The 25,179-nt window shown below is 38.4% G+C and carries 21 protein-coding genes, 5 tRNA genes and 1 pseudogene; 23 read left to right on the top strand and 4 right to left on the bottom strand.

Features of this window, described 5'->3' with window-relative positions; translation table 11 throughout:
- Window positions 1-59 precede the first annotated feature (59 nt).
- The 13 genes from CP367_RS02810 to CP367_RS02750 all read left to right on the top strand — a co-directional run bounded on the left by CP367_RS02810 (window position 60) and on the right by CP367_RS02750 (window position 14,432).
- A complete protein-coding gene (locus CP367_RS02810) occupies window positions 60-1,214 on the top strand; it encodes a CDP-glycerol--glycerophosphate glycerophosphotransferase (protein WP_005720925.1) in 1,155 nt (384 codons plus the stop codon).
- 1 nt (window position 1,215) lies between these two features.
- The gene (locus tag CP367_RS02805) at window positions 1,216-2,646 is read left to right on the top strand and encodes an oligosaccharide flippase family protein (protein ID WP_089145651.1); all 1,431 of its coding nucleotides are present in this window, start codon (window positions 1,216-1,218) and stop codon (window positions 2,644-2,646) included.
- 2 nt (window positions 2,647-2,648) lie between these two features.
- The gene (locus CP367_RS02800) at window positions 2,649-3,347 is read left to right on the top strand and encodes a glycosyltransferase family 32 protein (protein ID WP_057726159.1); all 699 of its coding nucleotides are present in this window, start codon (window positions 2,649-2,651) and stop codon (window positions 3,345-3,347) included.
- A 59-nt stretch (window positions 3,348-3,406) separates the two neighbouring features.
- Window positions 3,407-3,865, top strand: coding sequence for a SprT family protein (locus CP367_RS02795; RefSeq protein WP_089145650.1), 459 nt, complete (start codon window positions 3,407-3,409; stop codon window positions 3,863-3,865).
- Window positions 3,866-3,941: 76 nt separating this feature from the next.
- Window positions 3,942-4,026: transfer RNA gene (locus CP367_RS02790), tRNA-Leu, on the top strand.
- An 85-nt stretch (window positions 4,027-4,111) separates the two neighbouring features.
- Entirely contained in the window at window positions 4,112-4,759 is a 648-nt protein-coding gene (locus CP367_RS02785) for a glycoside hydrolase family 73 protein (protein WP_005720931.1), read from the top strand.
- An 85-nt stretch (window positions 4,760-4,844) separates the two neighbouring features.
- Window positions 4,845-7,091: a DNA helicase PcrA gene (gene pcrA / locus CP367_RS02780; protein ID WP_089145649.1), complete on the top strand. Its 2,247-nt coding sequence runs from the start codon at window positions 4,845-4,847 to the stop codon at window positions 7,089-7,091.
- Window positions 7,092-7,125: 34 nt separating this feature from the next.
- Window positions 7,126-9,132 (top strand): NAD-dependent DNA ligase LigA, encoded by a 2,007-nt coding sequence (gene ligA / locus CP367_RS02775; protein WP_057726166.1) that lies wholly within the window; start codon window positions 7,126-7,128, stop codon window positions 9,130-9,132.
- A gap of 12 nt (window positions 9,133-9,144) precedes the next feature.
- Window positions 9,145-10,293, top strand: coding sequence for a CamS family sex pheromone protein (locus CP367_RS02770; RefSeq protein WP_081305082.1), 1,149 nt, complete (start codon window positions 9,145-9,147; stop codon window positions 10,291-10,293).
- Window positions 10,294-10,304: 11 nt separating this feature from the next.
- Entirely contained in the window at window positions 10,305-10,613 is a 309-nt protein-coding gene (gatC, locus tag CP367_RS02765) for an Asp-tRNA(Asn)/Glu-tRNA(Gln) amidotransferase subunit GatC (RefSeq protein ID WP_005720935.1), read from the top strand.
- Entirely contained in the window at window positions 10,613-12,052 is a 1,440-nt protein-coding gene (gene gatA / locus CP367_RS02760) for an Asp-tRNA(Asn)/Glu-tRNA(Gln) amidotransferase subunit GatA (RefSeq protein WP_089145648.1), read from the top strand. Before gatC ends, gatA begins: the two co-directional genes overlap by 1 nt.
- Window positions 12,053-12,056: 4 nt before the next feature.
- A complete protein-coding gene (gene gatB / locus CP367_RS02755; protein WP_089145647.1) occupies window positions 12,057-13,487 on the top strand; it encodes an Asp-tRNA(Asn)/Glu-tRNA(Gln) amidotransferase subunit GatB in 1,431 nt (476 codons plus the stop codon).
- A 24-nt stretch (window positions 13,488-13,511) separates the two neighbouring features.
- Window positions 13,512-14,432, top strand: a complete 921-nt coding sequence (locus CP367_RS02750) for a diacylglycerol kinase family lipid kinase (protein ID WP_005724311.1) — start codon at window positions 13,512-13,514, stop codon at window positions 14,430-14,432.
- Window positions 14,433-14,501: 69 nt separating this feature from the next.
- On the opposite strand, the gene CP367_RS02745 is transcribed toward CP367_RS02750, so the two are convergent.
- A complete protein-coding gene (locus tag CP367_RS02745; protein WP_005725237.1) occupies window positions 14,502-15,212 on the bottom strand; it encodes a Bax inhibitor-1/YccA family protein in 711 nt (236 codons plus the stop codon).
- A 162-nt stretch (window positions 15,213-15,374) separates the two neighbouring features.
- Between CP367_RS02745 and CP367_RS02740 the strand changes: the two genes are divergently transcribed.
- Window positions 15,375-15,722: a hypothetical protein gene (locus tag CP367_RS02740; RefSeq protein ID WP_005725239.1), complete on the top strand. Its 348-nt coding sequence runs from the start codon at window positions 15,375-15,377 to the stop codon at window positions 15,720-15,722.
- On the opposite strand, the gene CP367_RS02735 is transcribed toward CP367_RS02740, so the two are convergent.
- Both CP367_RS02735 and nhaC read right to left on the bottom strand, forming a co-directional pair.
- Window positions 15,697-16,731, bottom strand: a complete 1,035-nt coding sequence (locus CP367_RS02735) for a hypothetical protein (protein WP_057726169.1) — start codon at window positions 16,729-16,731, stop codon at window positions 15,697-15,699. The two genes, CP367_RS02740 and CP367_RS02735, sit on opposite strands and share 26 nt — an antisense overlap.
- Before the next feature lie 84 nt (window positions 16,732-16,815).
- On the bottom strand, window positions 16,816-18,189 hold the full coding sequence (gene nhaC, locus CP367_RS02730) for a Na+/H+ antiporter NhaC (protein ID WP_005725243.1): 1,374 nt from the start codon (window positions 18,187-18,189) through the stop codon (window positions 16,816-16,818).
- Between the two features lie 400 nt (window positions 18,190-18,589).
- Here nhaC and CP367_RS02725 point away from each other — a divergent pair, with 400 nt between their 5' ends.
- The 8 genes from CP367_RS02725 to CP367_RS02690 all read left to right on the top strand — a co-directional run bounded on the left by CP367_RS02725 (window position 18,590) and on the right by CP367_RS02690 (window position 23,514).
- Window positions 18,590-19,624 carry a serine hydrolase gene (locus CP367_RS02725; RefSeq protein ID WP_054832648.1) on the top strand — a complete coding sequence of 345 codons (1,035 nt, stop codon included), beginning with the start codon at window positions 18,590-18,592 and terminating at the stop codon, window positions 19,622-19,624.
- Window positions 19,625-19,707: 83 nt separating this feature from the next.
- Entirely contained in the window at window positions 19,708-21,057 is a 1,350-nt protein-coding gene (rlmD, locus tag CP367_RS02720; protein ID WP_005720948.1) for a 23S rRNA (uracil(1939)-C(5))-methyltransferase RlmD, read from the top strand.
- 2 nt (window positions 21,058-21,059) lie between these two features.
- On the top strand, window positions 21,060-21,560 hold the full coding sequence (locus CP367_RS02715) for a GNAT family N-acetyltransferase (protein WP_005720949.1): 501 nt from the start codon (window positions 21,060-21,062) through the stop codon (window positions 21,558-21,560).
- Window positions 21,561-21,650: 90 nt separating this feature from the next.
- Window positions 21,651-21,737: transfer RNA gene (locus tag CP367_RS02710), tRNA-Ser, on the top strand.
- A 7-nt stretch (window positions 21,738-21,744) separates the two neighbouring features.
- Window positions 21,745-21,818: transfer RNA gene (locus CP367_RS02705), tRNA-Asp, on the top strand.
- Window positions 21,819-21,824: 6 nt separating this feature from the next.
- Window positions 21,825-21,900: transfer RNA gene (locus CP367_RS02700), tRNA-His, on the top strand.
- A gap of 4 nt (window positions 21,901-21,904) precedes the next feature.
- A tRNA-Val gene (locus CP367_RS02695) sits at window positions 21,905-21,977 on the top strand.
- Between the two features lie 70 nt (window positions 21,978-22,047).
- Complete coding sequence (locus CP367_RS02690; protein ID WP_065989445.1) at window positions 22,048-23,514, top strand: MFS transporter; 1,467 nt, start codon at window positions 22,048-22,050, stop codon at window positions 23,512-23,514.
- Window positions 23,515-23,556: 42 nt separating this feature from the next.
- Here CP367_RS02690 and CP367_RS02685 read toward each other — a convergent pair whose 3' ends face one another.
- Window positions 23,557-24,069 (bottom strand): TetR/AcrR family transcriptional regulator, encoded by a 513-nt coding sequence (locus tag CP367_RS02685; RefSeq protein WP_005725250.1) that lies wholly within the window; start codon window positions 24,067-24,069, stop codon window positions 23,557-23,559.
- Between the two features lie 105 nt (window positions 24,070-24,174).
- Here CP367_RS02685 and CP367_RS02680 point away from each other — a divergent pair.
- Window positions 24,175-24,870, top strand: a pseudogene (locus CP367_RS02680) (oleate hydratase); the annotation flags it as partial.
- Window positions 24,871-25,179: the final 309 nt, after the last annotated feature.

Below are 25,179 nucleotides of genomic sequence, written 5' to 3'. Positions count from 1 at the left end.
GTTTGCTCAAGCTTTTTTTATATGCTTTAGGTATTAGACTATTTTAAGGAAGTATTTTAATGAAAAGCTTTTTATTCCGTCTTTATTTGGCTTGGATGAGTTTTTTGGCTAGATTTACCACGATGGAAAACAATAATGTGGTTATCCTGAATGGTTCAGGTAGGTCTGGATCTAACGGCTATGCTTTTTACAAGTGGCTGCAATTGAATCATCCTGAATATAACGTTACATTAGTTGAGCCGTGGCCATCGTCACACTTGAAGTGGAAAACCTGGCAGAAAATCGGAGCAGCGCGATATGTAATTACAACGCACCAACCATTTAAGGTGCGCAAGCATCAAATTAATGTCCAGTTGTGGCATGGCGTTCCGCTCAAGCGCATGGGAATTATGGCTAATAATACTAAGCGACGCGACAATCGCCGTAACGAAAAATTATGGCACAAGAATGCGGATATTGTTGCTTCTAGCTCTGATCTATATGAATCACTAATGAGTGCTTGTATGGCAATTGAGACAAAAAAATACCGCAAGCTGGGCTTTCCGCGTTTGGATTTATTGGCTAAGCCGGTAATTTCGAAGAAACAATTGTTGGCTGACTTATTTAAAACTGAGGACGATCAGGCACAGATCGGGATCTATATGCCAACTTTTCGTTATGAATTGGAAGATAAATCCATTATGGAGAAAATCAAAGAGAGAAACTTTTTTGCCTTTCGGGATTTTGATGTTGAAAAATTAAATACAGAATTAAAGAAGCGGCATCAATATCTGATTGTAAAATTGCATCCCTATGAAATGCGCTTATTTGCCAATTTCAAGAGCAGTTATTCTAACATTGCTTTCATGAACAATGATTACTTGTTTGACCACAATTATGATTTGTATGAATTGCTCGGTGATACTGATTTCTTGATGACAGACTTTTCGTCAATCTACTTTGATTACTTGCACTTGAACAAACCGATTGTGTTTGTGACTAACTTTTTAGAGCAATATGAAAAAACACGCGGATTACTAATGGGACCATATGCTGAGATTACTCCCGGAATCTGTGTTAATTCAGAGGATGAACTAATTCGCAATCTGGATCAACTTGATAACCAGCAGATTGCTAATCGCCGTCTTTACTGGCTACATTTGACTAACCAGGTGCATGGTGATTCATATTGTGAGAACGTCTTTAAGTACATGACGCAGGAATATCGAGGTTAAAATGCGTAAAACATTTTTAAACATCTTATATAATGCGGTTTATCAGATTTTTATTGTATTGGTGCCACTGATTACTGTACCGTATTTATCGCGTGTCTTAGGTCCGAAGACTTATGGGATTTATAGCAGTGTGAACAATACGGTGCAATTCTTGATGATTTTTTGTATTCTGTCTGTGTCGTATGTAGGGATGCGAACAATTTCACGGACGCGCACTTATGGTACACCGCAGGAGCTAACCAATGCTTTCTGGGGGTTATGGTATTTCCAAGGAATCGCCGGTATTATCACCATTTTAGTCACGGTTTTTGTAGCGACTGTATTTCACGTTCAATATTGGTTTTATATCTTGTTGATGGTGCCATACTTGATCTCAGCACAGGTTGATATTTCATGGTTCTTTCAAGGACTAGCTGACTTTGGTCGTGTTGTTTTGAAAAACACGGTGGTAAAGTTAGTTAGTGTGGTTCTAATTTTATTATGGGTAAAATCACCTGCTGACTTGTGGAAATATTTACTGATCATGTCAGTGTCGACAATGCTAGGTTCCTTTGTCTTTTGGTTTGATATTCGGCGCTATGTAGGAAAACCCGTTGCTCATTTTTACAAATTTAAACAGACGGCAATTGCAATTGGTACTTTGATGATTCCACAGATTGCGACTCAAATTTATACTTCGCTGGATAAACCAATTTTGGGTTGGTTTTCTAATTCGACTCAGGTTTCTTTTTATGACAATTCACAACGAATTTCAAATATGATCCTGGGTGTAATTACCAGTATTTCGCTAGTTATTATGCCCAAGATGGCGAGCGAAGGAAAAAAGGCACAAAAGATAGTGATGAAAAAATCACTGGAAGCTACTGTAATGCTGGGTACCTTGTTCGCCGTAATTATTATGGCAAATACCAAACAGTTTGTACCATTTTTCTTTGGGAATAAATATGTTCCGATGACTCCATTAATGTTTTGGTTTACCTTAACAATTATCATGATTCCGACTGGCGGGGTATTTGCTAACCAATTTGCTTTGGCTAACCAGCGAGACAAGGATTATGCTGTGCCAGTAGTTATTGGGGCAATTTTAGAAATTGTCTTGAGTTATCTCTTAGATAGGCCATATGGCGCAGTTGGGGCTATGATTGCAATATTAATTACTGAAGCAGTAGTTTTAATTTTGCGGCTCTGGGTTGTACGTGATGGCTATGAATTTAGTTATGTTTTCCATGACGTGCCCAAGTATTTGTTAATTGCGGTGCTAACCTTGGCTATTGGAATGTTTATGCCTAATATAATTCCGTCTGCCTTTTTCAATATGGCTTTTAAGTCAATTGTCATGTTAATTATTTATCTGACATTGATGTTCTTGTTCAAGCTTGATTTTAATGATGATATTGTGAAGCTAATTAAGAACTTTTTGAAGCGAGGTTAAAAATGATTCCTAAAAAAATTCATTATGTTTGGGTAGGACACAATCCTAAATCCCCGATAATTGAAGAATGTATTGCAACCTGGAAGAAAAAATTGCCTGATTATCAAATTATTGAGTGGAATGAAGATAATTTTGATATGCATGAGAACCGTTATATTGAACAAGCTTATGCTGCAAAAAAATGGGCCTTCGTGTCAGACTATGTTCGAGCACGGGCTATTTATGAACAAGGTGGGATATATTTAGATACTGATGTTAGAGTCGTGGATAAGTTAGATAGTCTTTTGAATGATTCTGCCTTTATTGGTTTTGAAAACCATGATTATCTGTCAGCTGCAATTTTTGGTGCAGAAAAAGGCCACCCATTTATGCAGGATATTTTGGATTATTATCAAGATCGTGATTTTGAATATGACACTAAGAATCAGATGGCGGGAGTAAATAGTATTTCCGTTACTGAAATGCTGGTAAATAAGTATGGCTTAAAGCTAGGTAATCAGGAGCAAGTGTTAAAAGATGGCATTCATGTCTATTCAGATGGAGTTCTGTGTAATCCTTCTAAGGACTCCAAATCGATTCACTTATTCACTGGAACCTGGATGGATGGTAAAAAGTCATTCAAACATGACTTAGTAACTTTCTTGAAACGACACATTAGTACGCCTAAGCAGGCGGGGATGTATGCCAAGATATTTAGGTAGCAAAAAATCAGCGAGATTAAATTCTTGCTGATTTTTATTTTTGGAATAAAATTTTATCCATGAATGAGAATGAATTACAAAATTTAGTTGAAGAAATTTCGTTAAAATATTTTGATCGCCCTTTTAAGCACCGTGTAAAAATTAATCGGCGAATGACCACAACAGGTGGGCGTTATCATTTGGATGATCACCATCTTGAAATCAACGCGCATTTTTTAGTACCACAATATCATGATTATCTAGTAGGAATCATTAAGCATGAATTAACCCACTATCATTTGCATTTATTGGGCTTCGGTTACCGACACCATGATCGCAATTTTAAAATCTTGCTGAAAAAAGTTGGAGGCAGTCGTTATGCACCTGATATTGGCTTACGTAAAAAGAAAAAATATCGTTACCTATATCTTTGTGAAAACTGTGGGTTGAGATATCCAAGAATGCGCAGGATTAATACACAAAAGTATCGTTGTGGTAAATGTAGGGGACACCTGCGTTTAGCGCAAACTTTTGCGTAAAATGATCAGAAATTTAAAATAATTTATATTTTTTCTTGCATCTCAACTGTATTTAGGCTATTATAGTTGATGTGCCGCGGGCGTGGCGGAATGGCAGACGCGCAAGACTAAGGATCTTGTGATCGCTTTAGATCGTGGAAGTTCGAGTCTTCTCGCCCGCACTGATTGAGAAGTCGCAGTGAGCGACTTCTTTTTTTTGCTCAAAAATCGGTTATACTTTAATTAGTAATTAAAGGGAATAAAACTATGGCAAGAAAACGTAAATCAAGAGTACCAAAAAGTGTCAAAACCGTTGTGCGTGTATTCGTAATTCTATTTATTCTGATGGTTGCTTTTGTCGGCTTTAGATATTATAGGCGTTACGCGATTCAATCAGAGCAGATTCGACAAGCACAGCTGCAAAAAGAACAGGAAGCAGCAAAACTATTAAAACAGAAAAAAGACTTTATCAAAAAAATTGGTCCGATTGCGCGCGAAGTGGACAAGTCGTATGACTTATTGCCAAGCATCACGATTGCTCAAGCCTGCCTAGAAAGTAATTATGGACAAAGTGATTTGTCGCAAAAATACAACAATCTTTTTGGTGTTAAAGGATCCAACCCGAACACTTCGGCAGTGATGACAACTAAGGAATATGTAAAGAATAAGTGGGTTACCGTGAAGGCGCGTTTCCAAATATATGACTCATATGAGGCTTCTATTCGGGCTCACGCTAGATTATTCCAGAATGGGACAACGTGGAACCACGATCAGTATAAGCATGTTCTAGCATCCAAAGATTATAAGACACAAGCTAAAGCTTTGGTTACCGACGGCTATGCGACTGATCCGGACTATGCCGATAAGCTGATTAATTTGATTGAACAGTTTGATCTTGAAAAATATGATAAGTAAATCTAAAGCAGCGAATTAGTCGCTGCTTTTTTGGTATAATATTCAAGTTGCATTAATGAAATAATTTTTAGTGAAGGGGAAAATAATGAGCGAAAAATCTATCTTAGCTGGTCTGAATCCGCAACAAAAAGAAGCGGTAGAAACCACTGAAGGACCTTTATTAGTCGTTGCTGGTGCGGGTTCAGGTAAGACTTCTGTTTTAACGAGACGAATTGCCTACTTAGTTGAAGAAAATCATGTTGCACCTTGGAATATTTTAGCCATTACCTTCACCAATAAGGCGGCTAGTGAAATGCGTGAGCGTGAGCAAAAGTTGCTGGGGCCAGCAGCTAACGACATTTGGATGTCGACTTTCCACGCTTTATGTGTGCGGATCTTGCGTCGGGATGCAGATAAGATTGGTTATGGTCATAATTTTTCAATTGCTGATTCGGCCGAGCAATTAACTTTGGTTAAGCATATTGAAAAAGACTTGAATATCAATCCTAAGATGTATGATCCACGCGGTATTTTAGCCGCGATTTCTAATGGCAAGAATGACTTGCTGGATCCTGAAGCTTTTATGCAGAGTGCATCGTCACCATTTGAGAAGATGGCGGCTAAGGTGTATGAAGAATATCAACGTAGATTGCGCCGTGATCAAATTATGGACTTTGATGATTTGATTATGCAGACCCTAGTTTTGTTTAAAAAAGATAGCGAAGTTTTGCACTATTATCAAAACAAGTTCCGTTATCTTTTAGTTGACGAGTATCAGGATACTAACCAGGCTCAATATGAACTCTGTCATGCTTTGGCTGCACAATACAAGAATATTTGTGTAGTTGGGGATGCCGATCAGTCAATCTATGGCTGGCGCGGTGCTAATATGGAAAACATCATGAATTTTGAGCAGGATTACAAGAAATATGATGTTAAGACTGTGAAGCTAGAACAAAATTACCGGTCTACTGGTCACATTTTGTCCGCAGCTAACTCGGTCATCAAAAATAATCAGAACCGGAAGGCTAAGAACTTGTGGACTGATCAAGGTGATGGGCAAAAGGTAACCTACTATCAAGCCCAAAGCGGTGATGATGAAGCTCACTACATCATTTCAAAGATCCAAGAAGAAGTTAAAGATAAAAAACGGGCTTATAAAGATTTCGCAATTCTTTATCGGACTAATGCTCAGTCTAGAACAGTCGAAGAAGCTTTCGTTAAAAGCAATATTCCTTATCAAATCGTTGGTGGACATAAATTCTATGACCGCAAAGAAATTAAAGATGTGATGGCTTACTTGAAGTTAGTTGCTAATCCAGCTGATACGATGAGTATGAACCGAATTATTAATACTCCAAAGCGGGGAATCGGTGCCGCTACTGTGGATAAGTTGATAACATTTGCGGATGAAAATCACTACAACATTTTAGATGCGATGGGACATGTGGCTGAAAGTTCAATTAATACTAGAGCAGCCAAGAAATTAAGCGATTTTGGTACTAAATTACGTGATGCAATTACTTATGCTCAAAATGGTACAGTAACTGGTTTAACTGAAAAAATCTTAACTGATTTTGATTATACCGATGCCTTGCGAGCTGAAAATACAATTGAATCAGAAACGCGTTTAGAAAACTTGGATGAATTCTTGTCAGTTACTAAGCGTTTTGATGATCATTATGAGCCCGAAGAAGATGAGTCTAATCCATTAAGCGACTTCTTGGCTGAAGTATCTCTACTTAGCGATCAAGATGATCTTGATGAAGATGACAATCAAGTAGCTTTAATGACTTTACATGCAGCTAAGGGACTAGAATTCCCAGTGGTTTTCTTAATTGGCATGGAAGATGGGCTTTTCCCGTTGCAACGTGCAATGATGGATGACAATGAATTAGAAGAAGAGCGGCGCCTAGCTTACGTGGGAATTACTCGGGCTAAGCAAGAACTGTTTTTAACTAATGCTTACTCACGGATGATGTATGGCAGAATGCAAAATAATCCGCCTTCAAGATTCTTGGACGAAATTGATGAACAGGATCTGCACAAAGAAGAAAATGAAAAATTACAAAGCAGCTTTATCCAATCTAGCTTTGAGAAGCAGACGGCACCATTTGCTCGCAAAGCCGAACGAGCTCGCGCTGAAGTTTATATTGCTAAGAAAGCTTCAGGCGCTATCGGTGCTGAAAAGAAGGGCTGGAATGTAGGCGACCAAGTCGAGCATAAAGCTTGGGGACATGGTGTTGTAACTAAAGTTAATGGCACTGGTGAAGATATGGAGCTGGATATTGCTTTCCCTGGTAAAGGAATCAAACGGCTTTTGGCTGCCTTTGCGCCAATTAAGAAGGTATAATTAAAGAAAGATTGATTTGGATCAGGAGGGAAAAATGGCAGAAATTACTCTTGATGAAGCTAAAAAAGAAGCGGCTTCACTTAGAAAACAGCTTAATGAATGGGCTGAGGCCTATTACTCTAAGGACGCGCCTGAGGTTGAAGACAATGTTTACGACCAAAGCTACAACCGCTTGCTTGAATTAGAAAAAGAATTTCCAGAGATTGTGACACCCGACTCCATTACCCAAAGAGTTGGGGGACAGATTGATAGTGATTTTACCAAGGTAGAGCACCCGATTCCAATGCTGTCAATGGGGGACGTCTTTTCCAAAGCTGAACTGAAGGATTTTGATCAACGGATGCAAAAATTAGTTGGTCATCCAGTTGAATATAACGTGGAATTAAAGATCGATGGCTTATCACTATCGCTTGAATATGAAAATGGTAAGTTGGTTCGTGCCTCAACGCGGGGTAACGGTTATGTTGGTGAAGATGTAACAGCTAATGCTAAGTATATTAGTGATATTCCACAGACTTTGCCTGAACCGTTAACAACTGAAGTGCGCGGTGAATGTTACATGAGCAAGGAAGCCTTTGCCAAGTTGAATGCAGAAAGAGAAGAGCAAGGTCTAGCAGTTTTTGCTAATCCACGTAATGCTGCAGCGGGTTCTTTGCGTCAACTTGATCCTAAAGTTACCAAGAAGCGTCAACTTAGTACCTTTATTTATACTTGGGTTAATCCGCCTGAAGAAATTACTAGTCAGCACCAAGCAATTCAAAAAATGCATGATTTAGGCTTTCATACCAATGAAACCGGTCGTAAGTTAAAAACATTAGATGAAGTTTTTGCCTTTATCGATGAATACACAGCTAAACGAAACAGCCTAACATATGGTATTGATGGCATTGTGTTAAAAATTGATGATCTAGGAATTGAACAAGAGCTCGGCAACACTGTTAAGGTGCCTCGCTGGGAAATTGCTTATAAATTTCCACCTGAAGAACAAGAAACTGTAGTGCGGGATATCGTTTGGACTGTCGGCCGTACCGGAGTAGTTACTCCAACTGCGGTCATGGATCCGGTGCAACTAGCTGGTACAACTGTAGCTAGGGCTTCATTGCACAACCCAGATTATTTGAATGAAAAAGGCATCAGGATTGGTGATACCGTTAAACTGCATAAAGCAGGCGATATTATTCCGGAAATCTCTGAAGTCGTCATGGCTAAAAGACCGGCAGATTCTGTAGCTTATCAGATTCCAACGACTTGTCCATCCTGTGGGCAAAAATTAGTTCACCTAGAAGATGAAGTAGCTTTGCGCTGCATCAATCCATCTTGTCCAGCTCAAGTTGAGGAGGGCATTACGCACTTTGCTTCTCGACCAGCTATGAACATTGCCGGTTTGGGGCCAAAGATCGTTAAACAATTGATTGCTAAAGATTTAGTGCATAATGTGGCTGATCTTTATCACTTAACTGCAGATGATTTAGCACAACTCGATCATTTTAAGGAAAAATCGATCAATAATTTGTTAACTGCCTTAGACAATTCAAAGCAAAACTCAGTTGAATTATTGATTACTGGATTGGGAATTGACCATGTTGGGGCCAAAGCAGCGCGCTTAATTGCTCAAAAGTTTAAAAATCTGGCAAAGATTATGTCTCTAGACGTGCAAGAAATAGCTTCTATCGATACAATAGGCATGACGATCGCGGAATCAATGACAACATATTTTGCTCAACCAGAAGCACAGAAGGTAATTGATGAGCTGCGTGAGAGCGGCCTGAATATGGATTACCTAGGTGCAGATGAGCCTGCAGAAATTGAAGATAATCCATTTAAGGATAAGACTGTAGTGCTAACAGGTAAATTAGAGCATTATACTAGAAGTGAGTTTACGAAAAAATTACAAGCTTTAGGTGCCAAAGTTACGGGTTCAGTTTCGCATAAGACCGATTACGTGATTTATGGCAAAGATGCTGGTTCTAAGTATACTAAAGCGCAGACTTTAGGCGTACCACTTTTGACTGAAGAAGAAGCAATTGCACAAATTGAATAAAGGACAATTATTGTGAAAAAATATTTGCAAGTAATGGCTTTAGCTGGAATCGCGCTTACTCTAAGTGGTTGTGGTAAGTTGAAGGATTCTAGTTTAGCAAATAATGCGACAAACACTTCAACCACTAAGAAAAAAAGCTATCAAACTACTAACACGGGAACGAATGGCTATACCGTTTTAATGAAAAATGGTCGCTATAATATTAGTCCGATTGCAGGATTAACAGCTACTGATAATGATAATTCTGTTGATACGCGTGAATTAGAGCGAGGGCTGATTCAAATTTCTAAGAATCAATTTTCGCCTAATCAATACGTCTTCCAAGAAGGACAATATTTGGATACCTCAACTGTAACTGATTGGTTAATGCGTAAATCCAAATCAAATCCTGATGGTTTAAACCCAGTAAATAATGGTAAGACCGGAACCGATACGCGTAATCCAATTTATTTGGAAGAAATTATCGAACAAGATTATTTGACTGGATCTGGTTCCAAGTATAATTTAGGTGGTATGAGCTTGGGCTTAGCAATGAATTCGGTTGATTATTATCAGAAAAAGCGTAACGGTGCAGAATTTCAAACTACTATTTCACGTGCTGAGCAAAAAGCTCAAGGTGAAAAAATAGCTAATGAAATTGTTGCTCGCTTGCGTAAGAAGAAAGCTTTAAAGAATATTCCGATTACGATTGGTTTATTCTCCAAGACTGGAAAAGATTCATTAGTTGGTGGAACTTACTTCGCTTACGGGACAGCGGCCGCTAATAGTAGTAAAATATCTAAATGGAAATCCATGTCGGAAAAAATGCAAGTTTTACCGACAACTGGTAGTGAAAAAGCAATTAACAGTGATGATGCATCGCACTTCAATGATTTCAAGACGGCTATTCAAAACTACTTCCCTAATATTAGTGGGGTAACGGCAACTTTGCGTTATACAAACGGTAAGCTTTCACAAGAAAACATTTCCGTAACAACGCAATTTTATGGCTATGAACAAATTCAAAGTTTTACCCGTTTGGTTTTGTCGTCAGCTAAAAAGTACTTGTCTGGCAATATCCCAATTGAAATCAAAATTGGTTCAGTAGATGATGTACAAGCTTTAGTTGCAAAAGAAACCGGCGATAGTGATTATCAAGTCCATGTTTATGGCGGCGAATAGGAGGTATTTGCGTGGAAATCACAAAAGATACCATTAAACACGTTGCGACTCTTTCGCGACTTGCGTTTAATGAAGAAGAATTAGATAAATTTACTGATCAAATGGGATCAATTATCAATATGGCTGATCAACTTAGTGAAGTTGATACTGAGGGTGTTGATGAAACAGTTCAAGTTGTTGATCGTGATACTGTCTTCAGAGAAGATAAACCTGAACACTGGCAAGGACAAGACAGAGAAACATTGATGGCTAACGTTCCTGAAAAGGCAAACGGCTACATTAAGGTTCCTGTAATTATTAATAAGGATGAGGACGAGTAATGAATTACTTAAACGAAAATATTGATTCATTAAACAAAAAGCTTGCCAGCGGTGACTTGTCAGCAGATAAGTTAGCTAAAGACACTGTGGCAAACATTAAGGATACAGATAAGAAGTTAAATGCTTGGATCACTGTTTTAGATGATGCTAAGCCTGCAGATAACCTTGACTACTCCAAGAGTAAGTTAGCAGGTATTCCAATCGCAATTAAGGATAACATCATCACTAACGGGATTAAGACAACTGCTGCTAGTCACATTTTGTACAACTACATGCCAATGTATGATGCAACAGTTATTTCTAAGCTTAAGAAGGCTGGCGTAACCTTTGTAGGTAAGACCAACATGGATGAATTTGCCATGGGTTCATCAACTGAACACTCATATTATGGTGCTACTCACAACCCATGGAATTTAAATAAAGTTCCTGGTGGTTCATCTGGTGGTTCAGCAGCTGCAGTTGCTAGTGGTCAAGTTGTAGCAGCACTTGGTTCAGATACTGGTGGTTCAATTCGTCAACCAGCCGCATTTAACGGTATTTTTGGTATTAAGCCAACTTACGGTCGTGTATCACGTTGGGGTCTTATCGCATTTGGTTCTTCACTTGATCAAATTGGTGTAATGACTAAGCGCGTTAAGGATTCAGCTGAAGTATTAAACGTAATTGCTGGTGCAGATGAGCATGACTCAACTGTTTCAACCCGTGAAGTACCTGACTTTACCAAGTTTATCGGTCAAGATGTTAAGGGTCTCCGTGTAGCTGTTCCTAAGGAATACATGGAAGCAGTTGACGGTAAGATGCGTGAAGTTATTCAAAAGCAAATCGATGCTTTGAAGGATGCTGGTGCAGTGATCAATGAGGTTTCATTGCCACATACTAAATACGTTGTTCCTGACTACTACATCATTGCTTCAAGTGAAGCTTCTTCAAACTTGCAAAGATACGATGGTATTCGTTACGGCTACCGTGCTAAGGACACTAAGAACTTACTTGATGTTTACGTTAAATCACGTTCTGAAGGCTTTGGTGCTGAAGTTAAGCGTAGAATTATGCTTGGTTCATTTGCCCTTTCAGCTGGTTCATATGACCGTTTCTTTAGACAAGCTGCTAAGGTTAGAACCTTGATCTGTGATGACTTTGACAAGATCTTTGCAGAAAATGATGTAATTGTTGGACCAACTACTACTGAGCCAGCATTTGGTATTGGCGAAGAAGTTTCAGACCCAATTAAGATGTACAACAATGATATTTTAACTATTTCTGCCAACTTAGCAGGTATTCCTGCAGCTAGTGTTCCAGCTGGTTTAGTTGATGGGATGCCTGTCGGTTTACAAGTTATGGCTAAGCGTTTTGATGAAGGTAATGTCTTCAAGACTGCTGACTTTATCGAACGCACTAACAAGTTTTATGAAAAAACACCAACTGGAATGGAGGACTAATTGAATGAATTTTAAATCGACTATCGGACTTGAAGTCCACTTCGAATTAAAGACAAAGAGTAAGATTTTCTCTCCTTCACCAGTAACATATGGTGCTGAACAAAACACGGAGACTAATGTAATTGACTGGGCTATGCCTGGTACCTTGCCAATGGTTAACAAGAACGTTTACCGTTTAGGTATTATGGTTGCCATCGCAACCCACGCTCACATTTTGCCAACTACTCATTTTGATCGTAAGAACTATTTCTACCCTGATAACCCAAAGGCTTACCAGATTACTCAGTTCTTCCAACCACTTGCTCGTGATGGTTACATCGAAGTTGAAGTTCGTGGTAAGAAGAAGAGAATCGGTATTCACGAAATGCACATTGAAGAAGATGCCGGTAAGAACACTCACGGAACTAACGGTTATTCATACGTTGACTTAAACCGTCAGGGTGTGCCACTTCTTGAAGTTGTTTCTGAACCAGATATGGAAGATCCAGAAGAAGCTTACGCTTACCTTGAAAAGTTACGTAAGATTGTTCAGTTTACTGGTGCTTCAGACGTTAAGATGGAAGAAGGTTCAATGCGTGTTGATACTAACATTTCCATCCGTCCAGCAGGTCAAAAGGAACTTGGTACTAAGGTCGAAATGAAGAACTTGAACTCATTCGATCACGTACGTCGTTCACTTGCATATGAAGAAAAGCGTCAAGAACAAGTTCTATTAGCTGGTGGTCATATTCAACTTTCAACTCGTCGTTTTGACGAAGCAACTGGTAAGACTGTTTTGGAACGTGTTAAGGAAGGCGCATCGGATTACCGTTACTTCCCAGAACCAGATATTGCTCCTGACCATATTAGCCAAGAATGGATCGATCAAATTGCTAAGGAACTTCCAAAAAGCCCATTTGATCGTTACGATGATTATGTAAACAAGTACGGTTTGAAGCCATACGATGCAAATGTTTTGCTTCAAACTAAGGAAAGCTCAGACTTCTTTGACGCAGCAGTCGAAGCTGGTGCTGATCCAACTCTTGCTGCTAACTGGATGAACACTCAAGTAAATGGTTACTTGAACGATCACCGTGTAAGTTTGAATGACATTAAGCTTACTCCAGAACACTTAGCAGAAATGATCAAGTTGATCAAAGATGGTACTATTTCATCTAAGATCGCTAAGAAGGTCTTTGCCGAAACTATTGAAAATGGTACTGATCCTAAGAAGTATGTTGAAGATAATGGTATGGTTCAATTGTCAGATACTTCTGTTTTAGCTCCAATGGTTAAGAAGGTTGTTGATGATAACCCTCAATCTGTTGAAGACTTTAAGAATGGTAAGGATCGTGCAATCGGCTTCTTAGTTGGTCAAATCATGAAGCAAACTCGTGGTAAGGCTAACCCTAAGATGGTTAACAAGTTACTTAACCAAGAATTGCAAAGTCGTTAATTTTTAGAACGTTAGGTAGTAATTATGACTAGAAAAGCAAGATTAATTTATAATCCTGTATCAGGTCACGAACAGATGCCAAAGAATGTGGCCGATATTTTAGATGTATTAGAACAAGCAGGCTACGAAGCTAGTGCTTTTAGAACTACACCTGAAGAAAATAGTGCTCGCAATGAAGCTACTCGTGCTGCTAAGGAAGGCTTTGATTTAATCGTAGCAGCTGGCGGGGACGGTACAATCAATGAAGTAGTTAACGGGATTGCCTTTTTAGAAAACAGGCCTAAAATGGCAATTATTCCTGCTGGGACTACTAATGATTATGCTCGTGCATTAGCCATTCCACGTGATAATATTCCAGATGCTGCTAAAGTAATCTTAAAGAATAAAACTCGTAAAATGGATATCGGTAAAGCTGTTTTTGGTGACCAAATTCAATATTTCGTTAATATTGCTGCCAGCGGTTCTTTAACTGAGTTAACATATGGCGTACCATCTGAGGTTAAGTCAGCTTTGGGTTATGCCGCATACTTAATCAAGGGGGCAGAAATGTTGCCACACTTGACTGAGAATGAGATGCGTTTGACTTATGATGATGGCGTTTATGAAGGAAAATTATCAATGTTCCTACTAGGAATGACTAATTCAATTGGTGGTTTTGAGCAAGTTATGCCTGATGCACAGCTTAGTGATGGATTATTCCAATTGATCGTGGTCAAGCCTTCTGACCCTGTTAGCATGATGAAGTTGATGGCATTGGCTTTGAATGGTAAACATGTTGATGATCCCAATATCATTTATACCAAAACGCGTAGCCTGAAGGCCGAGTTGATTGGTAAAAGTGAAGGGCAAGACTTACCAGTTAATCTTGATGGTGAGATCGGTGGTTATTGTCCAGTTGAATTTAACAATTTGCAACAGCATATTGAATTTTATGTTGGTGGATAAAATTTAAGCAAAACAAATAGCGTTGACTAGTGTAAAAGCTAATCAACGCTATGTTTGTATGGAAATTAATTAATCGCGATCTCCGCCCATGCCAAAGATTTGTAGCAAGAACATGAAGATGTTGATGAAGTCGAGATACATGCTTAAAGCCCCCATAACGGCTAAACCAGTATCTGAAACTTGACCGCCGTAGGTCATGAAAATCTTCTTAGCATTGTGTGCGTCGTAGGCAGTTAAGCCAGTGAAGATTAACACACCGATGCAGGAGAAGATAAAGGTTGCAGCGCCACTTCTAATGAAGAAGGCGTTAACGAGCCATGCAACTAAGAACCCGATCAAAGCTGCGCCAAGGTATGAACCCCAGTTGCTCAAGTCGCGCTTAGTTACAGAACCGAAGACGGCCATTGCTGCGAACACGCCAGCTGCTGATAAAAAGGCACCAGCGATTGAAGCGGAAGTAAATGCTCCTGCGATAAAGGCAAATTCGAAGCCGTAGACTGCGGAAAGAATCAACAGAAGAACGATGCCTAATGTTGGGTTCTTTGCTGCCTTAAAGCTGATTGTCATACATAAAACAATTGGAACAAATACGATGATCCAGTAAACGGCTTGTGACATGTTAGCAATTGCAGATGCAAACACAGTCGTAGTCAAGAATGCAGTTGCTGCAGAAACTAAAACAGCCAAAATCATGAGACTGTACATCTTAGTCAAGAAGCTGTTAACTGCAGAAATATCCTGGACTTGACGCCGTCCTGGAGTATTTGAAAAGTTATCCATGAAATATACACTCCTTTTATTTACTTGTCTTATCTATTTTACCGTATTTAGTGGTCAAATGAATAATAGTAAAGTTTTTCTTATGAAAAAACTAAAGTAGGCAGAAAGATGTCTAAAGAAAATCGCCTCCTGTATAGTGAAGATATAAAGGAAGTGATTTTGATGGAAAAAAGATATATTGACAATGACATCCGTGGTCAAAGAAGTGAATATCCAGATAAAATAGGTGAATTCAGACGGGAGACGATCTTGTCCTTTACTCCAGAAGCGGCAGAAAAATATCATCAGCTGACGAGTTCGCAAAAAACATTTATTGATCGGGAGCTTGATGATTTAAAATTTAATCAAGATACCACTATCAATAAAAAAGTAAATGCGGAATTAGACCAAGCAATCGTCTTTGAACGAAATGATCATGAAATAATAATTACAGATATAGTTGCTCAACCTACGCGTGACAGTCAGGAATATCGACGTGCGCAAATTAGGATGGACCGACAGAACCATTAATTTTAAGCCAAAGGTGGTGAACTACATAAACAGATAAATATGAAGCACACCATGTACAAATCCAAAGTAGTAAGACAGCTAAATAAATATTTTGTAAAGCTAGCTGTTTAAAATTAAAATATTGCCAAAAGATACGATCCCAAAAAACATTGGCTAAAAATGCTCGATAAGCATAAAAAGCTAGAAAGTGAATTGATTTTAGCCAGTAGTTCATATTAAAGACTTTTTGTGCAATACAGATTAGGTAAATCAAGAGGATAACCGCTAAAGCATAAATTGCCATTGAAGGTAGGTAATAACTGTCGTTGGTTAGGTCTGTTAATTTGAAAGTGGCTAAAAATAAATCTCTGGTCCTAAAATAGGTTAAAAGGTAAAATCCCACAATTAGCCACCAATATGTAAACAGAAAAGTTTGAATTTCATGATGAAAATTCCAGCTTAAGCCACCGTAGAGCCCAAAGATCAAAAAGCTGATAAAGATACGATCTAATAAATACCAATGGGTAGCCTCGGGACCATTTAAAATGAAGTGATCATAAAAAATTAACCAGGCAAAGTAAATAATTCCGGAACTAATAACTGCGATTAGTAGTCGTCGATAAGAATGCTGGACCCAGTTGCAGACTGATTTGATTCCAGGCATGATAAGCAAAAATTGCAGCATCATGACGCTGTACCAAAGATGAGGTGTGGCATTATCACTGAAGAATTGCCAGATGAATGTGGCAATATTGTGAAAATGCCCGTGTTGCTGCAGATTAGGCATAGCAATGAGATAAAATAAAGTCCAAGCAAAAGTAGGAAAGAAGTTATTATCCCACTGGTCGGAAAAATATGATTTTAAAGGTAATTTTGCCTGCTGGTCATTTTTCCTAATTACGGTAAAGACAATCCCAAAAATGAAGGCTGGTGAAGTGAATTTGACGAGGTTATAAAGTGATACCAAAAAGAGCTGCTGTGAATGATCGAATGGTAATGTCAAGAAAAGAGTAATAATTGGTTGCAACATGACACAACCGTTAGCTAGTAGATTGCGTAAAAAAGTTCCTAAAGACGATGGTCTTAGGAACTTTTTTACTGATATGATTATTTTCTACTTTTCTTTAGCCCACTTCAAGCCGATTCCGGTGATTCCGCTCAAAATAGAGAAGATTGGTGAAAGAAGACTGAAGAAGACGAATGGTAAGAAATGTAAAACTGGCACACCTAAAGTTGAAGCGGCGAATGAACCGGCAACACCCCAGGGAATTAAGTAGTTAATTACGCTACCGCCGTCTTCAAGTACGCGGCTAAGGGCTAATGGTGAAAGCTTAATTTTATCAAAAGCCGGCTTAAATGCACGACCAGGTAAGATAACTGATAGGTATTGTTCACCAACAAAAAGGTTGATACAGATACCAGATAAAATGGTGACCGTAATTAAACGACCAGGCTTGGTTAAATGTTTAACGAGTGGTTCCATTGCACTTTGAACAATGTTGAACTTCATGAGCATCCCACCCAAAGATAAGGTAGAAATGATCAAAGCTACTGTAGCCATCATGTTGGAAATACCACCACGGGTTAATAAGGCATTAACAGAAGCATCACTAGTTTTAGCCACAAAGCCGTTCATAACTAAATTGTTAAGCGATTGAATAGATTCGTGGGGACTTTGAATAAAAATCATGATTACAGTAATCGCAATGTTTAAAAAGAGCGTAGGGATTGCGGAAATTTTGCGCCAAGCACAAAAGATCATCAAGATAATTGGGACAATTGCCCACCAGCTGATACTGAAGTTAGTTTGTAAAATATGTGAAGTACGTTCAATCTTAGTTGGATCCATGTTGCCACTGTTGCCTAAGATCCAGAATAAAATTAATGAAACTACAAAAGCAGGAATGGTTGACCACATCATATTTTTAATGTGGGCGAATAATTCACTTTCGGCAACTGCTGAAGAAAGGTTGGTTGAATCGGATAAAGGAGACATCTTATCGCCAAAAACAGCTCCAGAGATAATTGCCCCAGCAACTAAGGCAGGATTAAGGTTCATACTAGTTCCGATCCCAAAAAGCGCAATCCCAACAGTTGAGATTGTGGTAAAACCACTACCGATTGCCATCCCAATAATTGAACAAACAATAAAAACAGATGGAACGAAGAAACTACCACTGATTAAGTGGAAACCCAGGACCATGATGGAAGGGATGATTCCCGCTTTAATCCAGATCCCGATCAAAGCGCCGATTAAAATAAAGATAAAAATCGGAATAATGGCTACACTAATTCCTTCTTTGATGCCATCTTGAACATCTTGCCAGGAAAAGCCACGCAGTCTAGCCCAAAAGGTAAGTAAAAGGACAATGAATAAAACTGGCACTTCTGGAGAAAGGGCAAGCTTGATAACTGCCAATCCCAGAATAGTGAGGAGTGCAATTAAGATAATAATTGATTCAGTAAAGGAAACTTTCTTTTTCTTCATTTTTATATTCCTCCAAATAAAAAATCCCGTTGACTTATTAGTCAACGGGACGACAATAGCCGTGGTACCACCCACTCTTTCAAGCATAAGAACTTGAATCTCTATCAGATGGTAACGGTTCTGAATTTTTCCGAACAACATTATAACGACGTATTTCGTCAAACTTTGCCTGTCTGGTTTGCAGCTACCACCAGTTCTCTGAACGCTGAACAAAGTTGCTACTTTTCGTTTCTTGTTGAGCAATATGATAGCAAGATTAAAAAAGTATGTCAATAGATTTAAGTAAAATATTTTTAGATGCAAAAATTAACCAAATAGTTGAGTCTTCCTAGATACTAGATTTACAATTGAGGAAATATAGTTATTACATTGCTTGGGATAGTAATTAAGAGGAATCTTTATGCATAAAAAACGAGCTTTATCCATCTTTTTGGCACTTTGTGCCTTTGCAATATTTTTATTCATTGTGCAGCCAGGGGATAAGCTGGATAATGGCATTAAGAATCAGAAAGAACAGCTGCATGATTATATGAAGTTTCATCATATCAACGGTGTAATGTTAATTAATGATAAAAAGGGACAACCGATTGTTGTCCAAAATAAGGAGACCACTGATTCAAGCCAAATAGTTAACGCTAATCAATTGTTTCCGATTGCTTCGCTACAAAAAATTATGACAGGAACTGCAATTTATCAGCTGCAACAAGAAAAGTTATTAGGTTGGAATACCTCTTTATCTAACTATTATCCTCAAGTTTCAGGTAGTAAAGATATTACAATTCATGAGCTGATGAATCATACTAGTGGCTTGGTTAACAATGCTCGACCATCTTCTCCGCTTAAAAATCAGAAAGAGCAAATAGCTTATATGCTTAATCACATGGAGAATGATCATCTTCATACTTGGGATTACCAAGATGTTGATTATGAATTGCTAGCAGCTATTATTAGCAAGCAGACTAATTTAAGTTATAATGCTTATATTCAGACCGATTTTGCTAAGCCACTTAAGCTCCAGAAAGTTAAGGATTTTTCTGAGGTTAACCAAAACGAGATCCCTCAGCCAATGAGTAAAAATGTTGACTGGCACCAAGTGACAGTGACGACGTCGTCGGACTTTGGAGCAGGGAACTTATTCATGTCACCAATTGATTATTGGAAGTTTGTATATAACGATGTGCTGAAAAATCCTAAAATGGTAAACGAGTATTACCACCAAGCCCAGCATCAGACGGTAGCTTATTTTGGTGGAGTGTATTTTAATGGTGACATCATTCGCGCTAATGGCAGTATCCCTGGTTATAATTGCTGCTTTGTTGCGAATTACAAGACCAAGCGTATGATTATGCTATTTTCTAATAATATTAATTATTTGAGGTTGAAAGTAGCGGCTAACCACATTTTGCATGCGTATATGGGTGATAGTTGGTTCTAAAAAGCAGTCGATTATTTTTTGAAGCACAAAGATTGGTCAAGTATTATAATAATAGAGAGCTATTTTTTTAAGGTTGAGTGAGTATGAAAAAGAATCAAATTATAGATTTAGAAATTACCGATCTTTCGTATGAAGCAATGGGTGTGGCCCATTACGAGGGAATGACCGTATTTGTTACTAATGCACTTCCAGGTGAAGTGGTTAGTGCAAAGATTTTAAAGGTTAAGAAGAACTTTGCTTTTGCTAAAATTGAAGAAATAAAAAAAGAAAGTCCTGATCGAGTTAAGATCAAGTTGAATCAATGGGTTCAAACGGGACTCGCTTCTTTAGCTCATATCAAGTATGATAAGCAACTTGAATTCAAGCGTAATCAAGTTGTTAACTTACTTAAGAAGGCACATTTAGATGAGATTGAAGTAGGACAAACTTTGCCTAGTCCTGAGCAAACAGGGTATCGCAACAAGGCCCAAGTTCCTGTGCGAGAATATAATGGACAGCTTGAGATTGGCTTTTTTAGACGACATTCACATGATTTAGTGCCTTTGACAAATTTCTTTACCACTGATCCGGAAATTGATCGTGTATTGGTTGCAGTGCGTGATGTGTTGCGCAAGTACAAGATTGCGCCTTATGACGAGGTAAACAATACGGGAATTATACGCTATCTTGATGTGCGTCGTAGTAAGGCTAATGGCGAGATAATGGTTATTTTGGTCAGCCGGGTTAAGGATTTCCCACAAATGATGGGTGTTGCAGCTGAGATTAGCCAGATTCCTAAGGTTTCAGGTTTAGTCTTGAACTATAATCCTAAGAAGACCAATGTGATTTTGGGTAAAAAGGATTACCTAGTTTTCGGTAATGACCAGATTACTGATCAAATTGGTGATTTAAAGTTTAGAATCTCACCTCAAAGTTTCTTCCAGATTAATTCGCTGCAAACACCGCGCTTGTATGATTTAGCGATTAAGCAAGCAGATTTAGGTTCGGATGATGTAGTAATTGATGCATATTCGGGAATTGGAACGATTGGTTTGAGTGTAGCTAAGCATGTGAAGGCCGTGCGTGGAATCGAAGTTGTCCGGGATGCGATCAAGGATGCCAAGGACAATGCCGAGCTAAATGGTATTGAAAACGCAAAGTATTACTTAGGCAAGGCTGAAGAAATAATGCCGCGTTGGGCTAAAAAGGGTATGAAGACCGATGTGGTTTTTGTTGATCCACCGAGAAAAGGGTTGACACCTGAATTTATTAATGCGACAGTTAAGACTGGACCTAAGAAGGTCGTTTATATTTCGTGCAATCCTGCAACAATGATTCGCGACTTGCTTTTGTTCCAAGAACAAGGTTATGAATTTAAGCGAATCGATCCTGTTGATATGTTCCCACAAACGCCACATGTAGAGGCTGTGACTGTTTTGACAAAGAAGAAGTAAATATGATTATTAAACCATTAATTAGTGAAGACGAAGCAAAACAAACAAGTAAGCTTTTCCAAACAACTTGGCAAGAGACGTATAAAGGCGTGCTACCAGATGTATTTTTGGATAATATTCCGGCTACTGCTTGGGTAAAACGACTCAATGAGAGTGGTCGTCATAATTTAGTTTTTAAAGACGATAATAACGAGGTTCAAGCAGCCGTTAGCTATGGTCGTCCACGTGACACTAGAATGCTTGGCTGCGGTGAGTTGATGGCATTATATGTTAAACCTGATTTTCAAGGCTACAATGTAGGTAAGACCTTGCTAAATGCCGCAGAAAATGAACTGAAGAAGATGGGTTATGGCAAGATTTACTTGTGGTGTCTGGCTGAAGATAAAGATGCACAAGAATTCTTTAAGCACTTTGGCTGGCGTAATATTGCTACCCAACGTTTTATTGAAATTGCTGGCAAAGAATATAAGTATTTGCTGTTCCAGAAAAATTTACATAGTTAATGAAGCCGAAAGGCTTTATTTTTTTGCTTTTTTTTAAAAAAGGTCTTGCGTTATCTTCTCACTTTGGTATACTAGTATCTGTTCGGCTATGGAGGATTACCCAAGTGGCTTAAGGGGACGGTTTTGAAAACCGTTAGGCGGTTATGCCGCGCGTGGGTTCAAATCCCACATCCTCCTCTAGTTTGGTCCATTGGAGCAGTGGTTTATCTCGCCTCCCTGTCACGGAGGAGATCATGGGTTCAAATCCCATATGGACCGTTGATGGCGGAATTGGTGAAGGGGTTAACACACTGGTTTGTGGATCCAGCATGCGTGGGTTCGATTCCCACATTCCGCCCCATAATGGAGGATTAGCTCAGCTGGGAGAGCATCTGCCTTACAAGCAGGAGGTCACAGGTTCGAGCCCTGTATCCTCCATATTTTTTTACTCAAAAGCGTTAGAAATTTTTGTCTAACGCTTTTTACATACCATAGAAAGAAGTTAAGCATGAATAAAAAACAGATTACAATGGTGACGGCAGCCTTGATGCTTGGCAACGTGATGTCGGGGCTAGACGGAACTATTATTAATACCGCTATTCCAGCCATCGTCGCGGCCTTGCACGGAATTCAATTCATGGGTTGGATTGTGGCAATTTTCTTATTAGGAATGTCGATTTCGATTCCGATTTGGACAAAGATCGGAGAGAAAATCACTAACAAACGAGCCTTTGAGCTTTCATTGCTACTCTTTGTTTTGGGATCGGCTCTACAGGGGATAGCGCCAAATATTATTTTCTTTCTGTGCTCTCGCTTTATCATGGGAATCGGTGCAGGTGGTATGGGTTCTTTACCTTATATCATTGCTGGTTATGTGTTTAAAAATATTAAAACGAGAACCAAAGTATTAGGCTATTTAACTGCCAGCTGGAATGGGGCTGCGATCTTAGGGCCACTTGTTGGTGGTTGGTTAATTGATGCTTTCTCTTGGCACTGGGTCTTCTATATCAATATTCCAATTGGCTTAATCGCATTTTTGATTTGTTTAATTTACTACAAACCGGTTACTCCAAAAAAGACACCGGTTTTCGATATCCCTGGTGCTACTTTATTAGTAATCGGACTGCTTTTATTCTTGATGGGCGTGCAACTAGTTGGTTTAACCGCTAGCTGGATCATAATTGGATTGATTATAATTAGTTTAGTCTTCATCGTCTTTTTCTTTATTCGCGAAGGTCATGCAGACAATCCAATTATTCCAATTTCTTTATTTAAAAATAAAGATTTAGATGGCGACTTTTTATTATTTGCCTTTACTTGGGGTGCCTTTTTAGCAGTAAATACCTATATGCCAATGTGGGCTCAGGCATTACTAGGCTTGTCAGCTTTAATTGGTGGGATGACGTTAATTCCAAATTCGATTGTTGAAATTATCGCATCTCAAAGTGTAGCAGCGATTCAGGAGCATATGACAACCTTTAAATTAGTTTTGATTGGAATAGTTGCCATGATTATCTCATCAGCTGGTTTGTTTATTTCTGGCATACATACGCCTGTGCAGATGTTGACCTTTATTGGTGCATTTTCTGGCATTGGGGTTGGCTTTATCTTTGTTGCTTTGCAATTAAAGGTACAACTTGATGCGGGACTAAAGAATATGGCAACGGCCACTTCAACTTCATATTTGATCAGAATTTTAGCTCAAACAGTAATGGCTGCTGTTTATGGCGTAATTATGAATCTGAACTTGGCCAGCGGAGTTCAAACGCACAAGGGAATCACGATGACCATGATGAATAAATTGAGTGATGCGCAAAGTGCCAAGAGTTTGCCGCAAAACTTAGTGCCAACAATGAGAACTATTTTCCACGGCGGTATTAAGGAAATTATGTTGGTTTCATTGATTTTGTTAATTATCGCCTTTGTAATGAATTTCTACTTTAACTTTGGTAAAAAATGCAAGAAATTGCAATAATTTTGAAAATGAAAGCTCGATTTGTGAGCTCTTCTTTTTTAGTTACAGCATAATGTGTTTTTCGGCATAAGTGATTAAATCAGTCAAGCTGGTCTGGTAATTTTGCTTAACCCACCAGACTAACAGCATATAGATTCCACCAGATTGATAGGCTATTGCATAGTCGGGTAGGTGGACATCAGAATGGTAAACTGACATCAGCTTTTTCAAATATTTAGTTTGAAAATTAAGTAATTCTCCTTCAAATCCTGCATCAAGCAGTAATTTCATTAGTTGAGGATTATCTTTGAAGAATTCAAGGTAGGCAGTAAGCTGCTGCTTAAAAGTTCTCAAATTATGTTGATCAATATCAGCGATAAAATTATGGTATTGATTAAATAAAAATTGCGCAATGACTTCATCTTTTTGGTCATAATTGCGATAAAAGGAAGTACGAGATACCTTAGCCTTACGGGTGATTTCTGCAATAGAGATCTCCGTATAAGGCTTTTTTTGTAGTAATTTGAATAATGCATGTTCAATTTGTTGCTGCGTATGCAGACTCTTCATATTCATCAAGATCATCCCCAAATGTAAAATGTTTGACAACTGATACCGCTTACATTATATTATAAGCGTAAATAGTTACAAGTGTAACGATTATTGAAAGAAGTGTCAATTATGCATTATAGTAATGGCAATTATGAAGCCTTTGTTAAGGCTGATAAACCTAAAGATGTTGATCAAAAATCTGCTTATATTGTTGGTAGTGGCTTGGCTGCATTAGCTACTGCTGTCTTTTTAATTCGTGATGGCCAAATGAAGGGCGAGAAAATTCACATTTTTGAAGAATTAGGTCTGCCTGGTGGCTCAATGGATGGGATCTATAATAAAGAAAAGGAAAGTTACATCATTCGTGGCGGTCGTGAAATGGAGCCGCACTTTGAATGTTTGTGGGATTTATTTAGATCAATCCCTTCGCCTGACCATGAAGGTGAATCTATTTTGGATTCCTTCTATCGTTTAAATAGAAAAGATCCAAGTTATGCTAAAACTAGAGTAATTGTAAATCGTGGTCAAGCTTTGCCGACTGATGGGCAACTTCTTTTGACACCAAAGGCAGTGAAGGAAATTGTTGATCTTTGTTTAACTCCCGAAAAAGACTTGCAAAATAAGAAGATTAATGAAGTCTTCACTAAGGAATTCTTTGAATCTAACTTCTGGTTATATTGGTCAACAATGTTTGCTTTTGAACCATGGGCAAGTGCGATGGAGATGCGCCGCTACTTGATGCGGTTCGTTCAACACGTAGCTACATTAAAGAACTTGTCATCATTGCGTTTTACCAAGTATAACCAATATGAATCATTTATTTTGTCTGGATTGAATAGAGCTTGAGCAAAATCTTTGGTAAAATCATTCATGAAGGAGTTCTTCTTTCTGTATGTGTTTTTTGTTCAAACCAATCATACGAGAAAGGAACTCCTTTTTCTAATGTTTAAAGAAATAAGTTTAAGGAATCATTCATCCTTACACAAACTATTTTACAGTCTCTAAAAACAGTATCTTTCAACTATAATTACTAAAAGATACTGTTTCTTTATAAAAAAAACTATTCCATCATAGCAACCAATGTAATTAATGCTGCATCGTAATAATTCGTATCAGTCAAACGATTAGTAAAAA

The organism is Lactobacillus sp. UMNPBX16 (genome assembly GCF_002553775.1).
GTDB classification, from domain to species: Bacteria; Bacillota; Bacilli; order Lactobacillales; family Lactobacillaceae; genus Lactobacillus; species Lactobacillus crispatus.
Note: the sequence above shows the minus strand (reverse complement) of the source record. Positions and strands in the feature narration are given on the sequence as shown.

Coding starts and splice junctions, on each gene's coding strand:
- CP367_RS02800 (WP_057726159.1), top strand. CDS start 2,649: ATGATTCCTAAAAAAATTCATTATGTTTGGGTAGGACACAATCCTAAA.
- CP367_RS02740 (WP_005725239.1), top strand. CDS start 15,375: ATGGAAAAAAGATATATTGACAATGACATCCGTGGTCAAAGAAGTGAA.
- ligA (WP_057726166.1), top strand. CDS start 7,126: ATGGCAGAAATTACTCTTGATGAAGCTAAAAAAGAAGCGGCTTCACTT.
- gatA (WP_089145648.1), top strand. CDS start 10,613: ATGAATTACTTAAACGAAAATATTGATTCATTAAACAAAAAGCTTGCC.
- CP367_RS02685 (WP_005725250.1), bottom strand. CDS start 24,069: ATGAATATGAAGAGTCTGCATACGCAGCAACAAATTGAACATGCATTA.
- CP367_RS02810 (WP_005720925.1), top strand. CDS start 60: ATGAAAAGCTTTTTATTCCGTCTTTATTTGGCTTGGATGAGTTTTTTG.
- pcrA (WP_089145649.1), top strand. CDS start 4,845: ATGAGCGAAAAATCTATCTTAGCTGGTCTGAATCCGCAACAAAAAGAA.
- nhaC (WP_005725243.1), bottom strand. CDS start 18,189: ATGAAGAAAAAGAAAGTTTCCTTTACTGAATCAATTATTATCTTAATT.
- CP367_RS02805 (WP_089145651.1), top strand. CDS start 1,216: ATGCGTAAAACATTTTTAAACATCTTATATAATGCGGTTTATCAGATT.
- CP367_RS02745 (WP_005725237.1), bottom strand. CDS start 15,212: ATGGATAACTTTTCAAATACTCCAGGACGGCGTCAAGTCCAGGATATT.
- CP367_RS02735 (WP_057726169.1), bottom strand. CDS start 16,731: ATGTTGCAACCAATTATTACTCTTTTCTTGACATTACCATTCGATCAT.
- gatB (WP_089145647.1), top strand. CDS start 12,057: ATGAATTTTAAATCGACTATCGGACTTGAAGTCCACTTCGAATTAAAG.
- CP367_RS02725 (WP_054832648.1), top strand. CDS start 18,590: ATGCATAAAAAACGAGCTTTATCCATCTTTTTGGCACTTTGTGCCTTT.
- CP367_RS02785 (WP_005720931.1), top strand. CDS start 4,112: ATGGCAAGAAAACGTAAATCAAGAGTACCAAAAAGTGTCAAAACCGTT.
- CP367_RS02690 (WP_065989445.1), top strand. CDS start 22,048: ATGAATAAAAAACAGATTACAATGGTGACGGCAGCCTTGATGCTTGGC.
- CP367_RS02795 (WP_089145650.1), top strand. CDS start 3,407: ATGAATGAGAATGAATTACAAAATTTAGTTGAAGAAATTTCGTTAAAA.
- CP367_RS02715 (WP_005720949.1), top strand. CDS start 21,060: ATGATTATTAAACCATTAATTAGTGAAGACGAAGCAAAACAAACAAGT.
- CP367_RS02750 (WP_005724311.1), top strand. CDS start 13,512: ATGACTAGAAAAGCAAGATTAATTTATAATCCTGTATCAGGTCACGAA.
- rlmD (WP_005720948.1), top strand. CDS start 19,708: ATGAAAAAGAATCAAATTATAGATTTAGAAATTACCGATCTTTCGTAT.